This window comes from Mesorhizobium sp. M0663 (assembly GCF_040320585.1).
Lineage (GTDB): Bacteria > Pseudomonadota > Alphaproteobacteria > Rhizobiales > Rhizobiaceae > Mesorhizobium.
On the sequence record NZ_JAMYPX010000004.1, the window covers coordinates 450193 to 472939 of the forward strand.

The window sequence follows — 22747 nt, forward strand, 5'->3', positions numbered from 1 at the left end:
TGTGATCAACTACAATGCCTTGAAAGCCTTTCCGTTCCGGCGGTCCTGGTGATCTTTGTTGCGTTGCAGCAGTCGTATTGGTGCGCCAAGGCGCACCAATACACTTCATGCCTGCTGGCTGGGTATCTGGATGGCGGCTCAGATGTCCAGATTGGCAACCGACAGCGCGTTTTCCTGGATGAATTCGCGCCTTGGCTCGACCTCGTCGCCCATCAGCCGTGAAAACAAGCTGTCCGCATCAGTCGCGTCATTGACCTTGACCTGTAACAGCGAGCGCACATTCGGGTCGAGCGTCGTTTCCCAGAGCTGCTCGGCGTTCATTTCGCCAAGGCCCTTGTAGCGCTGCATGGTCAGGCCCTTGCGGCCGGTGGCAAACACGGCGTTGAGCAGTGCCAGCGGCCCCGAAATGGTTTCCGAGACATCCTTGCGGCGCAGCACCGGCGGCTCGCCGTAGATTTCCGCCAGGCGCGGCGCATAGCGGTCGAGCTGGCGTGCGTCGGCGGAATTGATCAGCGCCAGGTCGAGATGCGCGAACTCCTTGACGCTGCGCACCGTTCGCTCGAAGACATAGCCGCCAATGCCCTCGTTCGAGGTCGACATGCGGCCGATCCAGCCGCGCTCGGTATCCTCGGCGATAATGTCGAGACGACGGGCAACACGCTCGGCCGTCTCGTTGGCGCGGCGGAGGTCGGTGAAGATCTCCGGGTTGAGCGCGCCGGCAATCGCTGCCTGCTCGACCACGCCTCTGTTATAGCGCGTGTGCAATCCGTTGATGAGCTGGCGGACAGCCAAGGCGTCGTCGATGGCACTGCGCAGGTCCTGCCCGGCCCGCACCTCGCCTGTGCTGAGCGCAAGCGACGCTTCTTCCAGCCCGGAGCCGATCAGGAATTCCTCGAAGGCGGCTTCGTCCTTGATGTATTGCGAGCTCTTCCCGCGCGTCACCTTGTAGAGCGGCGGCTGCGCGATGTAGAGATGACCGCGTTCGATCAATTCCGGCATCTGGCGGAAGAAGAAGGTCAGCAGCAAGGTGCGGATGTGGGCGCCGTCGACATCGGCGTCGGTCATCAGGATGATCTTGTGGTAGCGCAGCTTGTCGGCGTTGAACTCGTCCTTGCCGATCGAGGTGCCGAGCGCGGTGATCAGCGTGCCGATCATGTCGGAGCCGAGCATGCGGTCGAAGCGGGCGCGCTCGACATTGAGGATCTTGCCGCGCAGCGGAAGAATGGCCTGGTTCTGGCGCGAACGGCCGCCCTTGGCCGAGCCGCCGGCGCTGTCGCCCTCGACGATAAAGATCTCGGATTTCGCCGGATCGCGCTCCTGGCAATCGGCCAGCTTGCCGGGCAGCGAGGTGACGCCGAGCGAACTCTTGCGGGTGATGTCGCGTGCCTTGCGCGCGGCTTCGCGCGCGGCAGCGGCCTGGATGACCTTCTCGATGACCGCCTTGCCCTCGGTCGGGTGCTCCTCGAGCCAGGTGCCGAGCGCTTCGTTGACAAGCCCTTCGACCACCGGGCGGACCTCGGACGACACCAGCTTGTCCTTGGTCTGCGAGGAGAATTTCGGGTCGGGAACCTTGACCGACAGCACCGCGGTCAGCCCTTCGCGGCAATCATCGCCGATCAGCGCCACTTTTTCCTTCTTGGTCAGGCCCGAGGAGTCGCCATAGCCGGTTATCTGGCGCGTCAGCGCACCGCGGAAGCCTGCCAGATGCGTGCCGCCGTCGCGTTGCGGGATGTTGTTGGTGAAGGCCAGCACGTTTTCATGGTAGCTGTCGTTCCACCACATGGCGACTTCGACCGTGATGCCGTCGCGCTCGGCGCGGATCGAGATCGGCTTGTCGAGCAACGGCTTCTTCGTCCGGTCGAGATATCGGACGAACTCTTCCAGCCCGCCATCGTAGTGCAGTTCATGGCGCACGATGTCGGCATGGCGGGCATCGGTCAAAACGATGCGCACGCCGGAGTTCAGGAAGGCGAGCTCGCGCAGCCGATGCTCCAGCGTACCGTAGTCGAATTCGACCATGGTGAAAGTCTCGGACGACGGCAAAAACGTGATTTCGCTGCCACTGCGCCCTTCGTAGGTGCCGGGGACCTTGTCTTGTTCATAACTGCCGGTGATGCGCAGCGGCGCGTCGGCATTGCCATGTGTGAAACTCATCTCGTAGATCTGGCCGTTGCGGCGGATCTTCAGTTTCAGCCAGGCCGACAGGGCGTTGACGACCGACACGCCGACGCCGTGCAGGCCGCCTGACACCTTGTAGGAGTTCTGGTCGAACTTGCCTCCGGCATGCAGCTGCGTCATGATCACTTCGGCCGCCGAAATGCCTTCGCCGGTGTGGATATCGGTAGGAATGCCGCGGCCATTGTCGATGACCGTCACCGATCCGTCCGGATTGAGCGTCACCGTCACCAGGTCGGCATGGCCGGCCAGTGCTTCGTCGATGGCGTTGTCGACGACTTCATAGACCATGTGGTGCAGGCCCGAGCCGTCGTCGGTATCGCCGATATACATGCCCGGCCGCTTGCGAACGGCATCCAAGCCCTTCAAAACCTTGATGGAATCGGCGCCGTATTCGGCTTCAACGCCGTTGGCGATGTCGGTCTGGTCGCTCATGAAAACCTGTCTGATTGATGCCGTGTGCAGAGCGCGAAAAATCGGCTTCGAATCGCGCATTTCTAATGTCGTAGATATAGGCGCAAAAGGCGGTTTTTCCAAGGTTTGCAGGCATTTCGGAACGGAATGACCATCGCGTGAGCCGGCTACCGGCGCCTGGCTTCGATCCTGGCCAGCCGCTCACGTAAAAACTTGATCATGAACTTGTGGCGCGGTGCCAACCGCCCGCTCCGGTCGAGCTCGAGCGTCATGTCGAGCGCCTTGGAAAGCACAGCCTTCGGGTCCTTTGCGACTTGGGCGTAGTCGATATAGGCGACCACCAGGTCGCGCTGCCAGGTGGCGTTGTCCGGATCGGACCGGGCAAGTTTCTCGCGAATGGCCAGGCTGTCCTGAAGGGCTTGCCGGGCGCCCCTGACGTCGCGCTGCCTGAGGCGCAGCGTGGCGACTTCGGACAGCGTTATCGACAAGTCCCGCTGCCAGTCGGAATTGGCGGGATCGAGCTTGGCCAGCCTCTGCGCAATCGCGTAGCTGTCCAGATAGGCTTTCAGCGCGCCTTTGTGGTCGCCCTGTATCGCCAGGACGCCGGCGACTTTCTCGATGCACACGGACAGGTCGCGCTGCCATTCGGTGTTGTTCGGGTCGCCGGCGGCGAGCGCGCTGGCCTGCGAAAGTGCCTCACGATAAGCCGAAAGTGCCGCCGGCCAATTCTGCTGGTCGCTCAGCGCATTGCCGATCTTGGCGTTGCCGACCGACAGGTCGCGCTTCAACTCGGTGTCGTCCGGATCGCGTTTCGCCAGTTGCTTTACGATCGCCAGACCTTCCTTGTAGGCCGCCAGCGCCCCGGCGGCGTCGCCGCGTTCGCGCAGCAGGTCGCCTATCGTATCGTGGCTGACCGAGACGTCACGCTGCCGGTCGGCGTCTCCCGGTTTGTCCGCCGCCAGCGCCAGCCGCACCTTCAGGCTCTCTTCATAGGCCGCCTGTGCGTTGTCCAGTTGGCCTGCGATATGGGCAAGGTGACCGATCTCATCGTAGGTGATGGTCAGGTCGCGCTGTAGTTCGGCAAGGTCGGGCTCTCCGGCGGCGAGCTGCTTCTTGATCGACAGGCTTTCCTGGTAGACCTCTGCGGCGCCGGCCAGATCGCCTTGCGTCGCCAATACGTTGCCGATCTTGTCGTCGGCCATGGCGAGGTCGCCGAACCACTCCAGATTGTCCGGTTCCGCCTCGGTCAGGCCCTGCAGAATGGTCTTGGCGGTCTCATAATTCTGCAGCGCTGACGGCAGATTGCCTTGCGCCATCCGCACGTTGCCGAGCTTGACGTGGCTGACGGCGAAGTCGCGCTTCACGTTGGGATCGGTTTCATGATGCGACCGCCGCTCGAGATCGGCTTGCAGCGCCTCGAAGGCACGGCCGGCCGCATCGATATTGCCGACCGTGGTATAGAGCTTGCCGAGCTCGTCCAGCGTGCGGATCAAGCGGTCGGCGTCGTCGAGCGACAGCACCACCTGTCCGGCTTCGCCATAAAGCGCGAGCACGGACTCATAGTCCCTGATGGCTGTGGCGTAGTCGAGGTCGGCGCGCGCCGCCCCGCCGGACAGATAGCGCGTCGCGGCTTCGGAGAGCGTGCGGCTGACGAAATTGGCCTTCAGCGCGTTGCGCGAGACATTGTCGATCTCGGCTGCCTCGGCGAGCTTTTTACGCGCGGCATCGAACGCTCCCAGCGAAAGCTGCTCTTCGGCCTGCCGGCGCAACGCTGCCACCCGCAGATCGTCGGATCCAAGCGTCTGCATTTCGCTCCGCACCTTGACGAAGGCGTCGGCTGCCTCACGCAGCCTGGCGTTCAGACTGTCAGCGGAGAGGTGGCCGGTATCGGAACTGATCAACGCGCCATAGAGCGGTGCCAGCGGCATGTTGGCGTCGCTGGCGATCTTCTCCACCTCGCCGCGCATCTGAGGCGTCACCTCGGCCATGGCCAGCAACAAGCGTTCGCGCTCCGGCAATTTCTCCTTGGCCGAGGCGGCAAAGAACAGCTGCGGCAGGCCGCTCTCGACATAGGGCAATTGCTTACCGCGCGAGAGGTCGTAGACCTCCTGCTGCACGAGCGTCAGCACGGAGCGGATCTCGAGACCTTCGGTGCCGAGGTATTTCGTCAGCGCCGCGGTAAACGGCGAATTCTGGCCCGTCCCATCCGCGGCGGTCTCGCCGGGTGCCGCCGAGAAGGCAAACAGGATGTTTTCTGCCCGCCCGATGCGGCCAAGACCCGGCCGGATCTTGTCGCTGACCTCTTTTACCAGCGCCGTTGCGCCGCGGCCTTCGCGGCCCGTAGCCGCAAACGGATCGCTGCGGCAGGCATCGAGCACGATCAGTCCGACCTTGCTGGTGGCGGCGACGGTCGCGCGGATCTCCTCCAGCGGCAGGCTGGTCCTTTCCAGCGTAGCGAGCGACAACGCGTCTGCATCGACCGGCAGGAGCCGATTCTCGCCGGCTATCTCGACGCCGTGGCCGGAGAAGAACACCAGTGCCACGTCGGCGCCTTTGGCATCCTCGCGGAAATCGTCGAGCGCCCGGCGCATGCGCCGCAGGTCGCGGTTGGTTTCGAGGAAGACCTCGAAACCAAGCTTCCTCAGCACCGTTTCCATGACCTCACCGTCATTGACGGGATTGGCGAGCGGCCGGATCAGCCGATAGTCGTTCTCGGCGATGATCAACGCAACGCGTCGCTCCGCCATGGCAGCGGAGGCCGTCGAGAGGATCAGCAGCAAGGCAAACAGAAAACGCAAATCGAACCGCCCCGGCCCGGTCATTTGCCGGAGCATTCCATCTCTTTATGGCATGAGCAAGTTATGGCATCGGCAAGCTCGGCCGTTCGCGTTGTCAGCCGACCCGCATCGGCTTCAGCGCTTCGCTCCAGCGGAACAACTCGTCCAGCATGGTCCTGGCCCCGCCGAGCACCTGCTCGCTGGGCAGGAAGGCGCCGGTCTCGTCGAGCAGCTTCTGGTACATCGGCAGCGCCACGCCTTCCGGAATCGGCATGACGCCGACGGAGGTCAGCAACGGTTTGACCGCCTGCGCCGCTCGCAAGCCGCCGGAGACACCGCCATAGCTGAGAATGGCGGCCGGCTTGTATCGCCATTCCCTGAGCAGGTAGTCGACCGCGTTGACGATCGCGGGGGCGGCGAAATAATTGTATTCCGGCGCCACGAAGACGAATGCGTCGGCGGCGTCGATTGCCTTCGACCAGGCTTTCGTGTGGCTGTTTTCGTATTTGCCCAGTCTCGGATGATGCGGCTCGTCCAGCACCGGCAGGTTGAAGGCCGCGATGTCGGTGAGCACCGGCTCGAATTTGCCGTGCTCGCGCGCAAAGCTCTCCAGCCAATTTGCGAAAACCGGCCCGGCGCGGCCCGGCCGCGTGCTGCCGATGATGACGTTCAACTGGTGCTTCAAGGCAGGCTCCCGCCGGTTAGTGGCATCTGTGGTGCTGCCACCTAAGACACGCAGCCGGACACAGCAAGCAGGCACTTTCCGGTGCCCCGGTCACATTCCAGAGAGCGGATGCTTCGCCTTGTCGTCCGGTCACATGGACGCCTGCCTTGCCCGCCACTACATTGAGGTGTCAGCGGAGCAAGCCATGGACAGTCAGCCCGTTCCCTTCGTCCCGCCGGCGCCGAAGCCGCGCACAGCGCCGCCCTCGACGCTGGAGATGATCCGCATCGTCTACCGCAATCCGCTCGAACTGTGGGGCGAGCCGACCTATAACGAGCCCTGGATTTCGGTGACCGGCGTCGGCGGGCCGCTAGTCATCGCCAACGATCCCGGCCTCATCCGCCATGTGCTCGTCGATAACGCCAAGAACTACAAGATGGCGACGGTGCGTCAGAAGATATTGCGGCCAATCCTGCGCGACGGCCTGCTTACCGCCGAAGGCGAAGTGTGGCGGCGTTCGCGCAAGGCGATGGCGCCGGTGTTCACGCCGCGCCACATCTTCGGCTTCGCCGAGCCGATGCTGAAACGCACGCTCGAATTCGTCACCCGTTACGAGCAAGGTGGCACGTCGGACATCGCCCACGACATGACGCTGCTCACCTTCGACATCCTGGCCGAGACACTGTTTTCGGGCGAGATATCGGGCGAGCCCGGTAGCTTCGCCAAGGAGATCGACCGCCTGTTCGAGACCATGGGCCGGGTCGATCCGCTCGACCTTTTGCGTGCGCCCGACTGGCTGCCGCGCCTGACCCGCATCCGCGGCCGCAAGACCATGGCCTACTTCCGCAAGATCGTCACCGACACGGTGCAGATGCGCGAGGCGCGGCTGAGGCGCGCTCCGGACACCGTGCCGCAGGATTTTCTCACGCTGCTGTTGAAGGCGGAGGGACCGGGCGGGCTGACCCGGGCCGAGGTCGAGGACAACATCATCACCTTCATCGGTGCCGGCCACGAGACTACGGCCAGGGCGCTCGGCTGGACGCTCTACTGCCTTGCCGAAGCGCCGTGGGAGCGCGAAAAGATCGAGCACGAGATCGATGCGGTGTTGGCGCGTGAGCCCGACCCGACGAAATGGCTCGACGCCATGCCGCTCACCCGCGCCGCCTTCGACGAGGCGCTCAGGCTCTATCCGCCGGCGCCGTCGATCAACCGCGAACCGATCGAGCCCGAAACCTGGAACGGCCTCTACATACCGCGACGTGCCGCGGTGCTGGTGATGCCGTGGGTCGTCCACCGCCATCGGAAATTGTGGGACCGGCCCGACGCTTTCATGCCGGAACGCTTCCATCCGGGAAACCGCGAAAAGATCGATCGTTTCCAGTATTTGCCGTTCGGCGCCGGCCCCCGCGTCTGCATCGGCGCCAGCTTCGCCATGCAGGAGGCGATCATCGCGTTGGCGATCATGCTGTCGCGCTACCGTTTCGACGCCACCGCGGAAACCCGCCCCTGGCCGGTGCAGAAGCTGACGACGCAGCCGCAAGGCGGCCTGCCGATGCAGGTCACCCGGCGCGGCTCGTAGGCAACCGCACGTCCGCTCGTGTTATGCGGCGGACTTGCGTTGGAACTGGCCGGCGGCGCGGTAGCGCCAGAGATAGCTTGGCAGGATGGTTCCGATCGAACGCGGCTGGATACCGAGGCCGGCGAGCGTCCTGTTGTCCTTGACGGCGGCATCCGACACGACATTGTGCTGGCGCAACAGCAGGACCTGGTCCTTGGTCAACAACGGATTGGGCAGCAGCCCGAGAATTGATGCCTGGAGGTTCGCCAGCCACCATGGCACGGGCAGCAAAAACCGCTTGCGTTCGATGATGACAAGCAGCTCTTGCATGCATTCCTTGAAGGTAAGCACCTGCGGCCCGCCGAGTTCATAGATCCGGCCGCCCTGGACCTTGCCGTCGACCGAGTGCGCCACCGCTTCGGCGACGTCGCCGACATAGACCGGCTGGAATTTCGTCTGCCCGCCGCCGATCAGCGGCAGCACTGGGGAAAAACGGGCCATGTTGGCAAAGCGGTTGAAGAAACCGTCCTCCGGCCCGAAATTGATCGATGGCCGCAAGATCACGGCGTCTTGGACCGTCTCAAGAACGGCCTTTTCGCCGAGCGCCTTGGTACGCGCGTAGTCCGATTGCGCGTGGAGGTCCGCTCCCAGAGCCGAGATGTGGGTGAGGCCGGCGCCGACGGCGCGCGCCGCTTCGGCAATAGCGCGCGCGCCGAACTCGTGGACGGCAGTAAATTTCTGCCGGCCGGCCTCATGCGCGATCGCCACCAGATTGACGACATGGTCGGCGCCTTGCACGGCGCGGTCGACCGACCAGCGCACCCGGACATTGGCCTGCACCGGCTGGATCTGCCCGACATTGCCAAGCGGTTGCAAATGGCCGGCGAGATCGGGCCGACGGCAGGCGACCCGGATGCGGTAGCCGCGCTTGGCCAGCGCCCGCACGACATGACGACCGACAAAGCCGGAGCCGCCGAAAACGACGACGAGCTTTGGGGTCTGAAGGATTTCGGTCATGGCTGGCTCCGGCGGGCTATCCAGATGGCTTGATTGAAGCCGTTTCATAGTCGGTTTCGCGCCAAAGGCAAAGGGCGACCATAGGTCGCCCGGCACTGTTGAAGCATGATTTTCCGGATCCGTTCGAAATGGCAGAAAACGCCGCCGAGGCCCGGCTTTACGGCAACGCCATTAGGAACAGGAACCTTTGTTCCGGCCGGCGATTTTAGATGTATGGTTTGATTCCGAATGGAGGATATTGCCGATGACGACAAAATGCGTTGCGATCTTCGCTCTGGCTTTCGCAACAGGCTGCAGCATGGGTGCCTCGGCATTCGCGGCAAACCGGCATCACCACCAAGCGCAACCCGAACGCTACGTTCCTGCCAACGGCGACATCATCGACATTCTGTTCGGTGGCCCGCGCTACTATGACAACCACCTGCTCACGACGGCCGCCGAACCCTGCTCCTACAACAGGGTAGGACCGGACGCGAATGCGGTGAACGCGATCAACGATCATCATTGCGGGAAGTAGGCTCGCGCTGCCGGATCGGCCGGCCTCGTCAGCCGCTCATCGGACAAACGAATTTCTTCAGGACGAATAGCGCGCGGCGAATTCGGAAATGCGTTGCACCACGGCTTTCGGCGCGCTTATGCCGCGCGCCGCCGCCTTCTCCGCGGCCTCGGCCCGGGCACGCCCCGGCACATGCACGCCATAGCGCCGCCGCAGCCGGTCGAGCTGATCCTTCATCCGCTTTTCGAAGTCCGGATCGAGCAGCTTGGGCTCGACGGCAAGCACGAACAGGCCGGTCCCCGGACTGTCCGGCCCGCCGCTGAACCATGGCGCATCGAGCGACCAGTTGGCGCCCGACAGGCCCGCAGCCAGCACCTCGACCATCAGCGCGATGTTGGCGCCGCGCTGGCCGCCGAAGGCAAGCATGGCGCCCTTCATGGCAGCTGCCGGGTCCGTGGTCGGATTGCCGCTGGCATCCAGTGCCCAGCCTTCGGGTATCTTCTTGCCGTCCTCGGCCGCCTTGCGGATGTTGACGAAGGCGGTGGCGCTCGACGACTGGTCGATGACCAGCGCCGCCCCGTCCGCGGCGGGTGCCGCAAAGGACATCGGGTTGGTGCAGTAGACCGGCTTGACCGAGCCCGAGCCGGCAAGCACGGCCGGGCCGTTGGTGGCGGCGAACGACACCAATCCCTGCGCGGCCAGCCGTCCGGTGAAATAGCCGAGCGCGCCGCACGTATAAGCATTCTTCTGCGAAAAGATGGCGACGCCGAACAGCCGCGCCGCCTTGGCGAGGTCATCGATCGTGCGGTCGAAACCGGTATGCGCTAAGCCGCCGCGCGCATCGGAAAGATAGACCGCGAGCGCCGGCCTGGTGATCACCGGATCGGCGTTGCCGTCGATACGGCCGGCTTCCAGCGCTTCGAGATAATCGATGAAATGCGACAGCCCGACGGTCGACAGTCCTTCCGCCTCAGCCGCGACGATCGAGGCAGCCAGCGACTGCGCCGCCTCTTCGTTGGCGCCGGCGCCAAGTGCGGCCATCCGGCACAGCCCTGTCGCCTGGTCGAGACTGAGTTGCATTGTGATTGCCATGGATATCTGAGGGAATGGGTGAATGGTGAATAGTGAATGGTGAGTGGGACTTAGCCGGTAACACTACGGGCTACTCACTACTGACTATTCACCATTCACTATTCACCTAACCAACCTTGTTCGGAATCCGCGCCTCGATCTTGCCCAGGGTGAAGACGAGGATGCCGGTGATCGCCATATAGATCAACGCCAGGAGCAGCAAGGGTTCATAGGTGAGGTAGGTATCCTGACGCACCTTTGAAGAGACGGCGAATATGTCGATCACGCTGATGGTCGCCACCAGCGGCGTCGATTTCAGCTGCAGCACGGTTTCGCCCGTCAGTGTCGGCAGCGCGCGGTAGAAGGCCTGCGGCAGCCAGATTCGCTGGAAAATCCTCCAGCGGCTCATGCCGAAGGCGCGGGCGGCTTCCAATTGGCCTTTCGGCACGCCGGCGAAAGCGCCTCGCATCACCTCGCCCTCATAACCGGCGAAGGACAGCGTCAGCCCGAGGACGCCATAGGGCCATGCCTGCCTCAGATAGGGCCACATCCAAGACTCGCGAATCCATGGATATTGTGGAAACAGCGAGCCCAGCCCGTAATAGAGCAACCAGAGCTGCAGCAGCAGCGGCGTCCCTCTGATGACGGTGCAGAAGACCTTGGCGGGTGCCGCGAACCAGAACGAGCCCGCAGCCTGCGCCAGCCCGAGCGGCACGGCGAGCAGGAAACCCAGCGTGCAAGTGACGGCAAGAATCCACAGCGCGCGCCAGATGCCGAGCAGTCCTATCCCGTAATATTTAGGCAGCCAGTCCCAGCGCATGAAGACGGCCGCCGCCAAAACCAGCCCCAGCGCGATCAGGATCAGCACGATACGATGCGGCTTCAGCCACAGCGAAGCGCGTGCGGCTATCTCGACGGCCGCTTCGCCAGTCATCACCGGGCCAGCCATCAACGGGCCTCCTTGAGCGACGGCATGCCGCGGCGGGCCCATGTCTCGATACGGCCGATGATCAGATTCGAAACCAGCGTCAACAGAAGGTAGATCGCGCCGGCGGCGATAAAGAATGTCAGATAGGCTTTGGTGACGCCGGCCGCCTGTCGTGTCGCCAATGTCAGCTCGAAAAAGCCGACGACCGCCAGCAGGGCGGTGTCCTTGGTGGCGATCAGCCAGAGATTGGCAAGGCCGGGTATGGCGAACGGCAGCATCGCCGGCAGCGTGATGCGCCGCAGCAGCAGGCCGGGAGACATGCCATAGGCGCGCGCGGCTTCGATCTGGCCCTGCGGAATGGCAAGGATCGCGCCGCGGATCACCTCGGTCGAATAGGCGCCCTGGACGAAGCCGAGCACGGCAATGCCGGCCGCCAGCCCGCTAATGTCCATGCGCTGATAGCCCATTGCCGTCAGCATCTGATTGATCAGGTCGGTGCCGGCGTAATAGAGCAGAAGGATCAGCACCAGCTCCGGCACGGCGCGCACGACGGTCGTATAGACTGCCAGGAGATCGCGCACCACCGGACCACCATACAGCTTGCCGGAGGCGCCGCCGATGCCGATCAAAAGGCCGAGACCGGTGGCGCCGACCGCGATCTCGATCGTATGGAGCAGCCCGACGATGAGCGTTCCACCCCAGCCCGGCGGCACGGGCGAGAGAAGCGCGATGGCAGAGGCGGCCCAAGCCGGAACAAATGCGTCGATCAGCGTCGCCCTCGAATTGCTGGCGCTAAAACCGCCGGCGATCTCCGCCCGCGGAAGCTCGCGTCGATGGATTTCGACGAACCACGCGGCTCTATCGGGGCCGCGTGGTTAATCGCTCATGGATGAGGCAGTCAGTTCGACTGCGTGTCGGCACCGTAAATGTCGAAGTCGAAGTACTTCTTCGAAATCTCGTCATATTTGCCGTTGGCGCGGATGGCCTTGATGCCGGCGTTGATCTTTTCCTTCAACTCGGAGTCTTCCTTGCGGACGCCGGCGCCGACGCCGGGCCCGAGAATGGCCAGATCCGGCGCGACCATGCCCTTCAGATCGCAGCATTGCTTGCCCTGGTCCGATTTTAGGAAGGCGTCGAGGGCAATGGAATCGGCCTGCACCGCGTCGACCCGGCCGGCGGCAAGATCCTGGTTGGCCTCGTCCTGGGTCTGGTATTCCTTGATTTCCGCCGCGTCGGCGAAGTGCTTCTTGGCGTAGTCGGCGTGTACGGTCGAGACTTGGACGCCGATGATCTTGCCCTTGAGGTCCTCCGGTGTTGAGCCGAACTTCTGGTCCTTCGGCCCGATGATCGCAGTCGGGGTGTTGTAATATTTGTCCGAGAAGGCGATCGTCTTCTCGCGCTCGGCGGTGATCGACATCGAGGCGGCGATAAGATCGATCTTCTTGGTCGTCAGCGCCGGAATGATGCCGTCCCAGGCGACGGGGGTGATGACGCAGTCGAGCTTCTCCTCGGCGCAGACGGCATCGATGAATTCGATCTCCCAGCCGACCCATTTGCCGGAAGCGTCCGGCGAGGCGAAGGGCGGATAGGGTTCGGCGGCGACGCCGATCTTGACCGGATCGGCCTTGGCCACGCCCATCGCGGCAACGCCGAGCAGCAGCGCTGCGGCAAAGGTCTTGAGAATAATCTTCATCGTCATGACTCCCAGTTTTGTTGTTGTTCCCGGTTTTCGTCCGCCCACAGTTTAACTGATGTTGCGGATGAACTGCTTCAGCCTTTCGGATTTCGGCGCGCCGAAGATCTGTTCCGGCGGCCCTTCTTCCTCGACCAGCCCGTTGTGGAGGTAGACGACATGCGTCGCGACCTCGCGGGCAAACTTCATCTCATGGGTGACCAGCACCATAGTGCGGCCTTCGCGCGCCAGGTCGCCGATCACCTTCAGCACCTCGCCGACCAGCTCCGGATCGAGCGCCGAGGTCGGCTCGTCGAACAGCATGACGCGCGGGTTGATGGCCAACGCCCTGGCAATCGCGGCGCGCTGCTGTTGGCCGCCCGACAGATAGGCGGGATAGACGTCGCGTTTTTCGGCCAGGCCGACGCGGGCGAGCAATTTTTCCGCCTCGCCGATCGCCACATCGCGCTTGACGCCGAGCACATGCACGGGAACCTCGATGACGTTCTCGATCAACGTCATGTGGCTCCACAGATTGAAGTTCTGGAAGACCATGCCGAGCTTGGAGCGGATGCGTTCGATCTGCTTGCGGTCGGCGGGCACGGTGTGGCCGTAGCTGTCGGCCTTCAGCTTTATCTCTTCGCCATTGACCCGGATGATGCCGCTGGTCGGGTTCTCCAGGCAGTTGATGCAGCGCAGCAGCGTCGATTTGCCCGAGCCGCTGCCGCCGATGATGGCGATCACCTCGCCATCGCGCGCCGACAGCGAAACGCCCTTCAATACATGCAGCTTGCCGAAATTCTTGTGCAGGTTCTCGACGTGGATGGCTTCGGCAGCGCCGTTCTGCGCCGTATGCTTCAGGGCGGTGGCCGGCGCTGTCATCGTCGCGGCGCCCCGCGGAGCAGCCGAGGCAGTGCTTGCTGGAATTTTTTACCCATTACCCGTCACTGGACAGCGTTCCGATTCTCAAGATGGACCGTTCCGCTTGCCTCCGTCAACCGCAGTTTTTGGACCATTGATCACGGCCTGCCGAGTGGCTATTGGCAGGAGGGGCGCGTTTCAGGAGAACTTAGTGGGCAAAGCATACGGGTCGCAGTCGATGGCCGGGCCGCTGCAGCGCGTGCTGATGCGCTCCGCCGCCAGCGCCATGCGTCGGGCCGAAGCGCTGGAGTGGCACTATGGCCCCGGCTTCGATCCACAAAAAGCGGCAGCCCGGCATGATGCACTGGCCAGGCTGATTTCTGTCTCAGGCGCCGAAATCGAATGGCTGAGCGACGCCGATGACGGGCTTGCCGATTCGGTCTTTACCCACGATCCGTCGCTGATGACCGACCATGGCGCGGTCATCCTTGCCATGGGCAAGGCGCTGCGCCGGCGAGAGCCCGGCCTGCACGAGGCAGCCTACGGGCGCATGGGCATCCCCATCCTCGGCCGTATCGAGGCTCCCGGCCAGGTCGAGGGCGGCGACTGCGTGTGGGTGGATGCAAACACGCTGGCCGTCGGCCGCGGCGTGCGCACCAATCAGCACGGCATCCAGCAGCTCTCCAACCTGCTTTCACCCAAGGGCATCCAGGTCTATGGCTTCGACCTCCCGCTCTGGCAGGGCGAGGAGGCCTGCCTGCATCTGATGTCGGTGATCAGCCCGCTCGCAGACGATCTGGCGCTGGTCTATGCGCCCCTCCTGCCGGTCGCCTTCCACCAGATGCTGCGCGAACGCGGCATTCGGCTGGTCGAGGGCGACGCCGACGAATTCTTCGTCTCGAATGGGCTCAGCCTGAACGTGCTGCCGACCGCGCCGCGCCAGGTTATCGCCGTTGCCGGTTTTCCGAAGACGGCGGCTGCCATGCAAGCCGCCGGCTGTACGGTCTCGACATTCGAGGCCGATGCGCTGTGCATTGCCTGCGAGGGCGGCCCTACCTGCCTCACGCGCCCGGTGCTAAGACAATGACGACCATCGGCGAAGCGCTCATCACCTTGCTCGAAGCGCACGGCGTCGACACCGTCTTCGGCATTCCCGGCGTACACACGGTCGAGCTCTATCGCGGGCTTGCGCGATCGAAGATCCGTCACGTCACGCCGCGCCACGAGCAGGGCGCCGGCTTCATGGCTGACGGCTATGCGCGCGCCAGCGGCAGGCCGGGTATCGCCTTCGTCATCACCGGGCCGGGGCTGACCAACGCCATCACCGCCATGGGTCAGGCGCGCGCCGATTCGGTGCCGATGCTGGTAATCTCGGGCGTCAACGCCACACCGACGCTGGGCAAAGGCCTTGGCCATCTGCATGAACTGCCGGACCAGCGCGGCATGATGGAGAAGGTGGCGCTGTTTTCGCACCGTGTCACCGAGGCCGGCGAACTGCCCGGCGTGCTCGCCCGCGCCTTTGCGCTGTTCTCATCCTCGCGTCCGGGTCCGGTGCATATTGAGATCCCGACCGATGTCATGACCATGCCGGCCAACGGCATCGTGCCGCTGCTGCGGAATTCAGCGCCGCCCGGGCCGGATGTGGCGGCGATTGCAGAGGCGGCAAGGCTGTGCGCGTCTGCCAGCCTGCCGCTTATCCTCGCCGGTGGCGGCGCCAAAGCGGCCGAAGCGCCGTTGCAGCGCCTGGCCGAGAGGTTGGGAGCGCCGGTCGTCCAGACCGCCAATGCGCGCGGCCTGCTCTATCGTCATCCGCTTGGCGTGCCGGCCAGCCCCAGCCTGAAGGCGGTGCGTGCGCTGATGGCCGGCGCCGATCTGGTCATTGCCGCTGGCACCGAATTCGGTCCGACCGACTATGATGGCTATGGCGACGGCGGTTTTGTCCTGCCCGCCAACCTGATCCGCATCGACATCGGCGCCGACCAGCTTGCCCGCCGGCCTGCGCGGATTTCGATCCAGGCCGATTGCGGAGCGGCGCTCAAGGCGCTGCTTGCCGAAATCGGCACGCACGAGACGCCATTGGATGATGGTTCAGCCCGCGCCGCCGCGACGCGGCAGGCGGCCTTTGCCGAGATTGGCCCGGCCATGCAGGCGCAACTGCGCGCCGTCGAGACGATCCGCGATGCGCTGCCTGGCGCGATCATCGTCGGCGATTCGACCCAGCCGGTCTACGCCGCCAACCTCTATTACGATCATGACCGGCCGGGCGGCTGGTTCAACGCCGCCACCGGCTTCGGCGCGCTCGGCTATGGCCCGCCGGCGGCGATCGGTGCCGTCCTTGCCAGGCCTGAGGCGCCGGTCGTTTGCCTCACCGGCGACGGCGGCTTCCAGTTCACCCTGCCGGAACTGGGCGCCGCGCTCGACGCGGCGGCGCCGGTGATCTTCACAGTCTGGAACAATCGTGGCTACCGCGAGATCGAAACCTCGATGCTCGACGTCGGCGTCGAGCCGGTCGGCGTCTCCCCGGCACCGCCGGATTTCTGCAAATTGGCCGAAGCCTACGGCATTGCCGCCGAGCGGATTTCCGGCACCGGCGGCTTGGCGGACGCGCTTGGGCGCGCGCGGGCGACTGGACGACCTTACGTCATCGAGATTTCGGTTGAGTGATCGCGCGAAAGGCGCGACCTTCCGCATCGGCGGCGCGCAATGACGGAGCGGTCGAATATGACGGAAACACTGGACGGCAGACATATCGTGGTGACCGGCGGCACCGGTGCCCTTGGCGGCGCGGTCGTAGGAAAACTGCTGGAGCAGGGCGCGATCTGCCATGTGCCCAATGCCCACGCTGCCGCGCCTGCGCATTTTCCCTTTCCGGCGCATGACCGCGTCAGGCTGGCGCACAATGTCGACCTTGCCGACCCTGCCAAGGTCGACGCCTTCTATGCCAGCGTTCCAGATTTATGGGCATCGGTGCATCTTGCCGGCGGCTTCACCGCGGCGCCGGTCGAGAAGATCGAACCCGCCTCCTTCGCCGAGATGATGGACACCAATGCCCGCACCACCTTTCTGTGCTGCCGCGCGGCGATACGCTCGATGCTGGGATCTTCCGTGCCGGGTCGCATCGTCAATGTCACCGCGCGAGCCGGGCTCGATCCGCGGCGCGGCTCCGGCAAGGTGGCCTACGCCGCCGCCAAGGCGGCAGTCGCCGCGATGACCGTGGCGATAGCCGAAGAGCTGAAGGGCAACGGCATCCTGGTCAACGCCGTGGCGCCTTCGACGCTCGACACGCCGGCCAACCGGGCTGACATGCCGAACGCAGATTTCAGCAGATGGGTCAGCCTTGAAGCGGCCGCCGAGGCCATTGCCTATCTCGCCTCGCCGGCCAACATGGCCATCAGCGGCACGCTGGTGCCGCTTTACGGCAGGGCCTAAGCCTGCGGCTCGTCACAAGCAAAAGGTCACAAGCAAAAGCCCCGCCGGATCGTTCCGGCGGGGCTTTTTTTGTTTCGTTTATAACCCGCGCGAGGCGCGGTGTTGGCTTAGCTGCCCTGCTTCTTCAGCGCGGCGCCAAGGATGTCGCCCAGCGAAGCGCCGGAATCGGTTGAGCCGTACTGAGCGACCGCTTCCTTCTCTTCGGCGATTTCCAGCGCCTTGATCGAGACCTGCAGCTTGCGGGTCTTCTTGTCGAAGGCGATGACGCGGGCGTCGACTTTCTGGCCGACGGTGAAGCGCTCGGGGCGCTGCTCGTCGCGGTCACGGCTGAGGTCGGAGCGCTTGATGAAGGTCTCGATGCCGCTGTCGACCAGCCGCACTTCCAGACCGCCATCCTTCACGCCGATAACCTCGCAGGTGACGACTGCGTTCTTGCGCAGTTCGCCTGACGTCGCTGCTTCGCCGACCGTATCCTTGGCCAGCTGCTTGATGCCGAGCGAGATGCGTTCCTTGTCGATGTCGACGTCGAGCACCTGCGCCTTGACCATGTCGCCGCGATTGTACTCCTCGATCACCTGCTCGCCAGGACGGGTCCAGTCGAGGTCGGAAAGGTGGACCATGCCGTCGACGTCGCCTTCGAGGCCGATGAACAGGCCGAACTCGGTCTTGTTCTTGACCTCGCCCTCGACCTGGCTGCCGACCGGGTGGCTGCGCGCGAAGGCCTCCCACGGGTTCTCCAGCGTCTGCTTGAGGCCGAGCGAGATACGGCGCTTGGCCGGATCGACTTCGAGCACCACCACGTCGACTTCCTGCGTCGTCGACAGGATCTTGCCGGGATGCACGTTCTTCTTGGTCCACGACATTTCCGAAACGTGGATGAGGCCTTCGATGCCCGGCTCCAGCTCGACGAATGCGCCGTAGTCGGTGATGTTGGTGACGGTACCCTTGATCTTCTTGCCGATCGGGAACTTGGTGCCGATCTCGGACCACGGATCGCTCTCGAGCTGCTTCATGCCGAGCGAGATGCGGTGGGTTTCCTGGTTGATGCGGATGATCTGCACCTTGACCGTCTGGCCGATGTTGAGGATTTCGGTCGGATGATTGACGCGGCGCCAGGCCATGTCGGTGACGTGCAGCAGGCCATCGATGCCGCCGAGGTCGACGAACGCACCATAGTCGGTGATGTTCTTGACGACGCCTTCGACTACTTGGCCTTCTTCGAGGTTCTGCACGATTTCCGAACGCTGTTCGGCGCGGCTTTCCTCGAGCACGGTGCGGCGCGACACCACGATGTTGCCGCGGCGGCGATCCATCTTGAGGATCTCGAAGGGCTGCGGGTTGTGCATCAGCGGCGAGACGTCGCGGATCGGGCGGATGTCAACCTGGCTGCGCGGCAGGAAGGCCACAGCGCCGTCGAGGTCGACGGTGAAGCCGCCCTTGACCTGGTTGAAGATGACGCCTTCGACGCGTTCGCCCTTGGTGAACTTCTCTTCGAGACGGACCCAGCTCTCTTCGCGGCGGGCCTTCTCACGCGACAGCATGGCTTCGCCAAGCGCATTTTCGATACGCTCGACATAGACCTCGACCGTGTCGCCGACCTTGAGCGTCGTGTCCTTGCCCTTGACGCCGAATTCCTTCAGCGGCACGCGGCCTTCGACCTTGAGGCCGACGTCGATGATGGCCATCTCCTTCTCAATGGCGGTGATGATGCCCTTGACGACCTGGCCTTCGCCGGAATGGCCGGCGGAAAATGATTCTTCGAGCAGGCTCGCGAAATCATCGCGAGTGGGATTTGCAACTGACATAGTTTCTCCTGGAATGCCCCGCAATCTGTCGCGGGGCCGGCGCCGTGGGTTAGCGTTGCGTTGGCCTGCCGGCGTTCCGGGCAAAAAGCCCTTGGCCGCCCTTGAGCGGCAATTCCGGCGCATGAAGAATGCTGGCAGGCTGGTTCCTACCCGATATGGGAATTCTTGTTGTCGCCGGCAATCGGCGGCGGCAGGAAAACCCGGCTCAGGCTTCGTTTCTCTTGGCCAGGACGTCGTCGATGATCACCTGAGCTGCCAGAAACGCGGCCTCTATAGCCATTTCCGACGTGTCGAGCAAGTGCGCATCGGCGGCCGGCTTCAAGGGCGAGTCCATGCGGCCCATGTCGCGCTCGTCGCGGCGCACGATATCGGCAAGGATTTCATCGAAATTAGCGGTGCCGCCGATGCTCTCGATTTCATCCAGCCGCCGCTTTGCCCGCACCTCGGCGCTGGCCGTGACATAGAGTTTTACGTCGGCATCGGGACAGACGACGGTGCCGATGTCGCGGCCGTCCAGCACTGCGCCTGGCGGCGTCTTGGCGAAGTCGCGCTGTTTGTCGACCAGTATACGCCGCACTGACGGGATGACCGCCACTTTCGACGCCGCCTCGCCGACCGCATGCGCCGACAGCACCGCCCGGTCGAGCTTGGCCAGATCAACCTGGCGGGCGGCGGTTTCGGCGGCCGAGACATTGTCGAGCGGCAGGCCAAGCCGAAGCAGCGCATGGGCTACCGCGCGATAGGTAAGGCCGGTGTCGAGCAGGTTCAGCCGGTAGTGATCGGCGAGCCGCCGGGCAAGGGTGCCTTTGCCGGCACCGGCAGGTCCGTCGATGGCGATGGTGAAGGACGCCGTCATATGCCGTCGCGAGGCAAGCGCCTGCTGCCAACGCTTTTCAAACTCTGCCGCCGTGACTTCCACCGCCTCAAATACAGGATCAGCGTTGATCTCGTCGAGGGCCGGAAAAGGTTGGTCTGAGTTCGTTGTCCCGCCAACTTCGAGGTCCTCTGATCCATCTGGCGCGACGCCACGTGACGCAAAACCGACTGAACCGTCCCGATAGAACTCTATTGTTCTCGACTGACAGTTGTCGTCGGCAATCTCATACCAGAGATGAGATGGTTGCTCCGGCCGCTCGTGCTTCCAATGTACGCAGACATATTTCATTCAATCTCCGCGCCCAGCCCCTTCATCAGTCCCATGAATTCCGGAAAGCTCGTTGCGATCATCGCCTGATCGTCGATGGTCACCGGTTTTTCCGTCGCCAGCCCCATCACCAGAAAGCTCATGGCGATGCGGTGATCGAGATGGGTCTGGACGATGGTGCCCTGTCCGTTGGGATGCTGGCCGAGGCCCTTGCCGCCGGGCTTTCCGCGCACGACAAGCGAGGCCTCGCCTTCGCTGCAGTCGACGCCGTTGAGCTTCAGCCCTTCGGCCACTGCCGACAGCCGGTCGGATTCCTTCACGCGCAGCTCTTCCAGGCCAAGCATCAGCGTTTCGCCCTCGGCGAAGCTGGCCGCCACGGCAAGCACCGGATACTCGTCGATCATCGTCGGCGCCCGTTCCGGCGGTACGGTGACGCCTTTCAGCTCGGAGTAACGCACGCGCAGATCGGCAACATCCTCGCCGCCTTCGGTGCGCGGATCGATTATGTCGATGCGCGCGCCCATTTCCTGCAGCGTCAGCAGAAGGCCTGTGCGGGTCGGGTTCATCAGCACGTTTTCGATGATAATGTCCGAACCCGGCACGATCAGCGCCGCCACCAGCGGAAAGCCGGCCGAGGAGGGGTCGCCAGGCACCGCGATCGTCTGCCCCGTGAGCTTGCCCTGGCCTTCGATGAAAATGTGGCGCACGCCGCGCTCGTCGGTCTCGACCGACAGATTGGCGCCGAACCCCTTGAGCATCTTTTCGGTGTGGTCGCGCGTCATAACCGGCTCGATGACGGTGGTGATGCCCGGCGTGTTCAGCCCAGCCAGCAGCACCGCCGACTTGACCTGCGCCGATGCCATCGGCACGCGGTAGGTGATCGGCGCGGCGTGCTTGGGCCCGTGCAGCGTGATCGGCATGCGGTCGCCGGGCGTCGCCTTCAGCACCTGCACGCCCATCTGGCGGAGCGGTTCGAGCACCCGGCCCATCGGCCGGCCCGACAGCGAGGCGTCGCCGATGAAGGTGGTTTCCATGTCATAGGTGCCGACCAGGCCCATGGTGAGGCGGGAGCCCGTGCCGGCATTGCCGAAATCGAGCGGGCCTTCCGGCTGCAGCAGCGCGCCGTTGCCGGTACCGCGGATCACCCACTCAGCGCCATGCTTCTCGATATGGGCGCCCATGGCCTTCATGGCAGCGCCCGTACGCATCACGTCCTCGCCTTCCAGCAGCCCGGTGATGCGGGTTTCGCCGGAGGCCAGGCCACCGAACATGAACGAGCGGTGCGAGATCGACTTGTCGCCCGGCACCCGTGCCGCGCCTGAAAGGCCAGATGATTTGCGGGCGGTGGCCTGCTTCGGGGCGGCAGTGTGCGACATGGTTCTTTCCTGGAAACGCCGGCGGCCGGCCATTTTCTGCTGGTTTGCGGGGTCTCCTATCATGGCGTACCGAAATGGTCATCCCCTTGGTATGAAGGCCTTCGAATTCAAGCTTTTTGGGACGCCGGCTTTTCGCTTTGACAGCGCCGTAAACTCTGGTTAAGGGGACCAAACTTTCATCGACGAGGCTTGCTGTGGCAAAACCCGAACTTGGCACCAAACGCATCGACCCGGAGACGGGTCGAAAATTCTATGACTTGAACAAGGACCCGATCGTCTCGCCTTACACGGGCAAGAGCTATCCGCGCTCCTATTTCGAGGAAGGCAAGATCGCCGCCCTCGAGGAGGAAGAGGAAGTTGCCGAGAAGGAAGTGGACGCCGAGGAGGAAGAGGGCGTCGAGGTCGTCTCGCTCGAAGAGGCGGACGAGGACGCGAAGGCCGACGAGCTTCCCGATCTCGGCGATGACGAAGACGACGTTGACCTTGGCGATGACGAGGATGACACGTTCCTCGCCGACGAGGAGGAAGAAGACGACGACGTTGCCGACATGATCGGCGTCGGCGAAGACGACGACGAGGTCTGAGCGAACCGCATTCGCCGGCTTTCGCGGCGCTGCCTAGAAAAAGCGGTTCTTGAAGGCTTGATATTGACTGAAGGCGGGGTTAGAAGCCGCCTTCACTAACGGCGCGGTCTAGAACCCGCGCCGGATCTCTTCGCCGGAAACGGCGCCGGTGAACTGCCGGAGTGGGGCCATAGCTCAGTTGGGAGAGCGCTTGAATGGCATTCAAGAGGTCGTCGGTTCGATTCCGATTGGCTCCACCAGTTCTCTCCGCGAAAATCAGCAGAACGGCCGCCCGCCCGTCCGGGCTGGCCGCCGCTTATCGCAGAACCTAGCTGAGACTAGTTAATCGGCCGCCCGGCTTGGGCTCGCCGATCCATTCAGAAGTAATGGGCCCGTGCCCGGTCAGTGCATGTTTCTGGCTGTGGTTTGAACCGCGAGCACCGGTCTGGACCAGGCAGCGGGCTGAAATGACGGCTGAGCAAAACTCCGTTACTTGTTGCAGTTCTGCATATCCGACGTCATGGCGCCGCTGGGGGTATTGTTGTCGGTATCGCTGCTCGCCGTATCCTTACAGCGGTCCTCCATACCGTTTGTCTGCGGCGTGGTAGCGTTCGTTGCGTTCGGATCGATCGTGTTCGGGGTAGTTGCGCTGCCGGTCCCGGTGTTGCCGCCGGAAGTGCCTGTGTTGACGCCGGTATTGCCATCGGCGCTACCGGTCGCGGAGTCCATGGATTGTGCCATGGCAGATGTGGCCAGGCCGATAGCAAGTAGGGATGCAGAGAGAATTTTCATCATCT

19 protein-coding genes, 1 tRNA gene and 1 pseudogene are annotated in these 22747 nt (G+C 63.7%); 7 read left to right on the plus strand and 14 right to left on the minus strand.

Going from position 1 to position 22747, the window contains the following annotated elements; all coding sequences use genetic code 11:
* Positions 1-138 precede the first annotated feature (138 nt).
* The 3 genes from gyrB to NKI54_RS11570 form a co-directional block, all read right to left on the minus strand.
* Positions 139-2610: a DNA topoisomerase (ATP-hydrolyzing) subunit B gene (gene gyrB / locus NKI54_RS11560; RefSeq protein WP_352453677.1), complete on the minus strand. Its 2472-nt coding sequence runs from the start codon at positions 2608-2610 to the stop codon at positions 139-141.
* A gap of 146 nt (positions 2611-2756) precedes the next feature.
* Positions 2757-5423, minus strand: a complete 2667-nt coding sequence (locus NKI54_RS11565) for a caspase family protein (RefSeq protein WP_352634952.1) — start codon at positions 5421-5423, stop codon at positions 2757-2759.
* A gap of 58 nt (positions 5424-5481) precedes the next feature.
* Positions 5482-6051, minus strand: a complete 570-nt coding sequence (locus NKI54_RS11570) for an NADPH-dependent FMN reductase (protein ID WP_023676267.1) — start codon at positions 6049-6051, stop codon at positions 5482-5484.
* A 184-nt stretch (positions 6052-6235) separates the two neighbouring features.
* Here NKI54_RS11570 and NKI54_RS11575 point away from each other — a divergent pair, with 184 nt between their 5' ends.
* Entirely contained in the window at positions 6236-7609 is a 1374-nt protein-coding gene (locus NKI54_RS11575; protein ID WP_352634954.1) for a cytochrome P450, read from the plus strand.
* Positions 7610-7630: 21 nt separating this feature from the next.
* On the opposite strand, the gene NKI54_RS11580 is transcribed toward NKI54_RS11575, so the two are convergent.
* Positions 7631-8605, minus strand: a complete 975-nt coding sequence (locus NKI54_RS11580) for a complex I NDUFA9 subunit family protein (protein ID WP_023676268.1) — start codon at positions 8603-8605, stop codon at positions 7631-7633.
* A gap of 187 nt (positions 8606-8792) precedes the next feature.
* Between NKI54_RS11580 and NKI54_RS11585 the strand changes: the two genes are divergently transcribed.
* Positions 8793-9122 carry a hypothetical protein gene (locus NKI54_RS11585; RefSeq protein WP_348625925.1) on the plus strand — a complete coding sequence of 110 codons (330 nt, stop codon included), beginning with the start codon at positions 8793-8795 and terminating at the stop codon, positions 9120-9122.
* 57 nt (positions 9123-9179) lie between these two features.
* Here the strand turns inward: NKI54_RS11585 and NKI54_RS11590 are convergent, their stop codons facing one another.
* The 5 genes from NKI54_RS11590 to NKI54_RS11610 form a co-directional block, all read right to left on the minus strand.
* Positions 9180-10181, minus strand: a complete 1002-nt coding sequence (locus tag NKI54_RS11590; RefSeq protein WP_023676270.1) for an Ldh family oxidoreductase — start codon at positions 10179-10181, stop codon at positions 9180-9182.
* Positions 10182-10299: 118 nt separating this feature from the next.
* On the minus strand, positions 10300-11106 hold the full coding sequence (locus NKI54_RS11595) for an ABC transporter permease (protein ID WP_023676271.1): 807 nt from the start codon (positions 11104-11106) through the stop codon (positions 10300-10302).
* 14 nt (positions 11107-11120) lie between these two features.
* Positions 11121-11786 carry an ABC transporter permease gene (locus NKI54_RS11600; RefSeq protein WP_352578586.1) on the minus strand — a complete coding sequence of 222 codons (666 nt, stop codon included), beginning with the start codon at positions 11784-11786 and terminating at the stop codon, positions 11121-11123.
* Positions 11787-11998: 212 nt separating this feature from the next.
* Entirely contained in the window at positions 11999-12793 is a 795-nt protein-coding gene (locus NKI54_RS11605) for a transporter substrate-binding domain-containing protein (protein WP_352568373.1), read from the minus strand.
* Positions 12794-12844: 51 nt separating this feature from the next.
* Positions 12845-13654, minus strand: coding sequence for an ABC transporter ATP-binding protein (locus NKI54_RS11610; RefSeq protein ID WP_023676274.1), 810 nt, complete (start codon positions 13652-13654; stop codon positions 12845-12847).
* Positions 13655-13871: 217 nt separating this feature from the next.
* Between NKI54_RS11610 and NKI54_RS11615 the strand changes: the two genes are divergently transcribed.
* From NKI54_RS11615 to NKI54_RS11625, 3 genes are read left to right on the plus strand one after another with little or no spacing between them, the layout of a single operon-like run.
* On the plus strand, positions 13872-14720 hold the full coding sequence (locus NKI54_RS11615; RefSeq protein ID WP_352691565.1) for a dimethylarginine dimethylaminohydrolase family protein: 849 nt from the start codon (positions 13872-13874) through the stop codon (positions 14718-14720).
* Positions 14717-16297: a 5-guanidino-2-oxopentanoate decarboxylase gene (locus NKI54_RS11620; protein ID WP_352634957.1), complete on the plus strand. Its 1581-nt coding sequence runs from the start codon at positions 14717-14719 to the stop codon at positions 16295-16297. The genes NKI54_RS11615 and NKI54_RS11620 overlap by 4 nt, the downstream gene beginning before the upstream one ends.
* A 57-nt stretch (positions 16298-16354) precedes the next feature.
* Positions 16355-17062, plus strand: a complete 708-nt coding sequence (locus NKI54_RS11625; RefSeq protein WP_023676277.1) for an SDR family NAD(P)-dependent oxidoreductase — start codon at positions 16355-16357, stop codon at positions 17060-17062.
* 107 nt (positions 17063-17169) lie between these two features.
* Here the strand turns inward: NKI54_RS11625 and rpsA are convergent, their stop codons facing one another.
* From rpsA to aroA, 4 genes and pseudogenes are all read right to left on the minus strand, one after another.
* A complete protein-coding gene (gene rpsA, locus NKI54_RS11630) occupies positions 17170-18867 on the minus strand; it encodes a 30S ribosomal protein S1 (RefSeq protein WP_352634959.1) in 1698 nt (565 codons plus the stop codon).
* Positions 18868-19072: 205 nt separating this feature from the next.
* Complete coding sequence (gene cmk, locus NKI54_RS11635; RefSeq protein WP_352635059.1) at positions 19073-19723, minus strand: (d)CMP kinase; 651 nt, start codon at positions 19721-19723, stop codon at positions 19073-19075.
* Positions 19724-19753: 30 nt separating this feature from the next.
* Positions 19754-20032, minus strand: a pseudogene (locus NKI54_RS11640) (DUF6881 domain-containing protein); the annotation flags it as partial.
* A complete protein-coding gene (gene aroA, locus NKI54_RS11645) occupies positions 20029-21387 on the minus strand; it encodes a 3-phosphoshikimate 1-carboxyvinyltransferase (protein ID WP_352634961.1) in 1359 nt (452 codons plus the stop codon). The gene aroA and the pseudogene NKI54_RS11640, both read right to left, overlap by 4 nt.
* A gap of 194 nt (positions 21388-21581) precedes the next feature.
* On the opposite strand from aroA, the gene NKI54_RS11650 reads away from it, so the two are divergent.
* Both NKI54_RS11650 and NKI54_RS11655 read left to right on the plus strand, forming a co-directional pair.
* Positions 21582-21971: a TIGR02300 family protein gene (locus NKI54_RS11650; protein ID WP_023676282.1), complete on the plus strand. Its 390-nt coding sequence runs from the start codon at positions 21582-21584 to the stop codon at positions 21969-21971.
* Between the two features lie 163 nt (positions 21972-22134).
* Positions 22135-22210: transfer RNA gene (locus tag NKI54_RS11655), tRNA-Ala, on the plus strand.
* A gap of 229 nt (positions 22211-22439) precedes the next feature.
* Here NKI54_RS11655 and NKI54_RS11660 read toward each other — a convergent pair.
* Positions 22440-22745 (minus strand): hypothetical protein, encoded by a 306-nt coding sequence (locus tag NKI54_RS11660; RefSeq protein WP_031211671.1) that lies wholly within the window; start codon positions 22743-22745, stop codon positions 22440-22442.
* Positions 22746-22747: the final 2 nt, after the last annotated feature.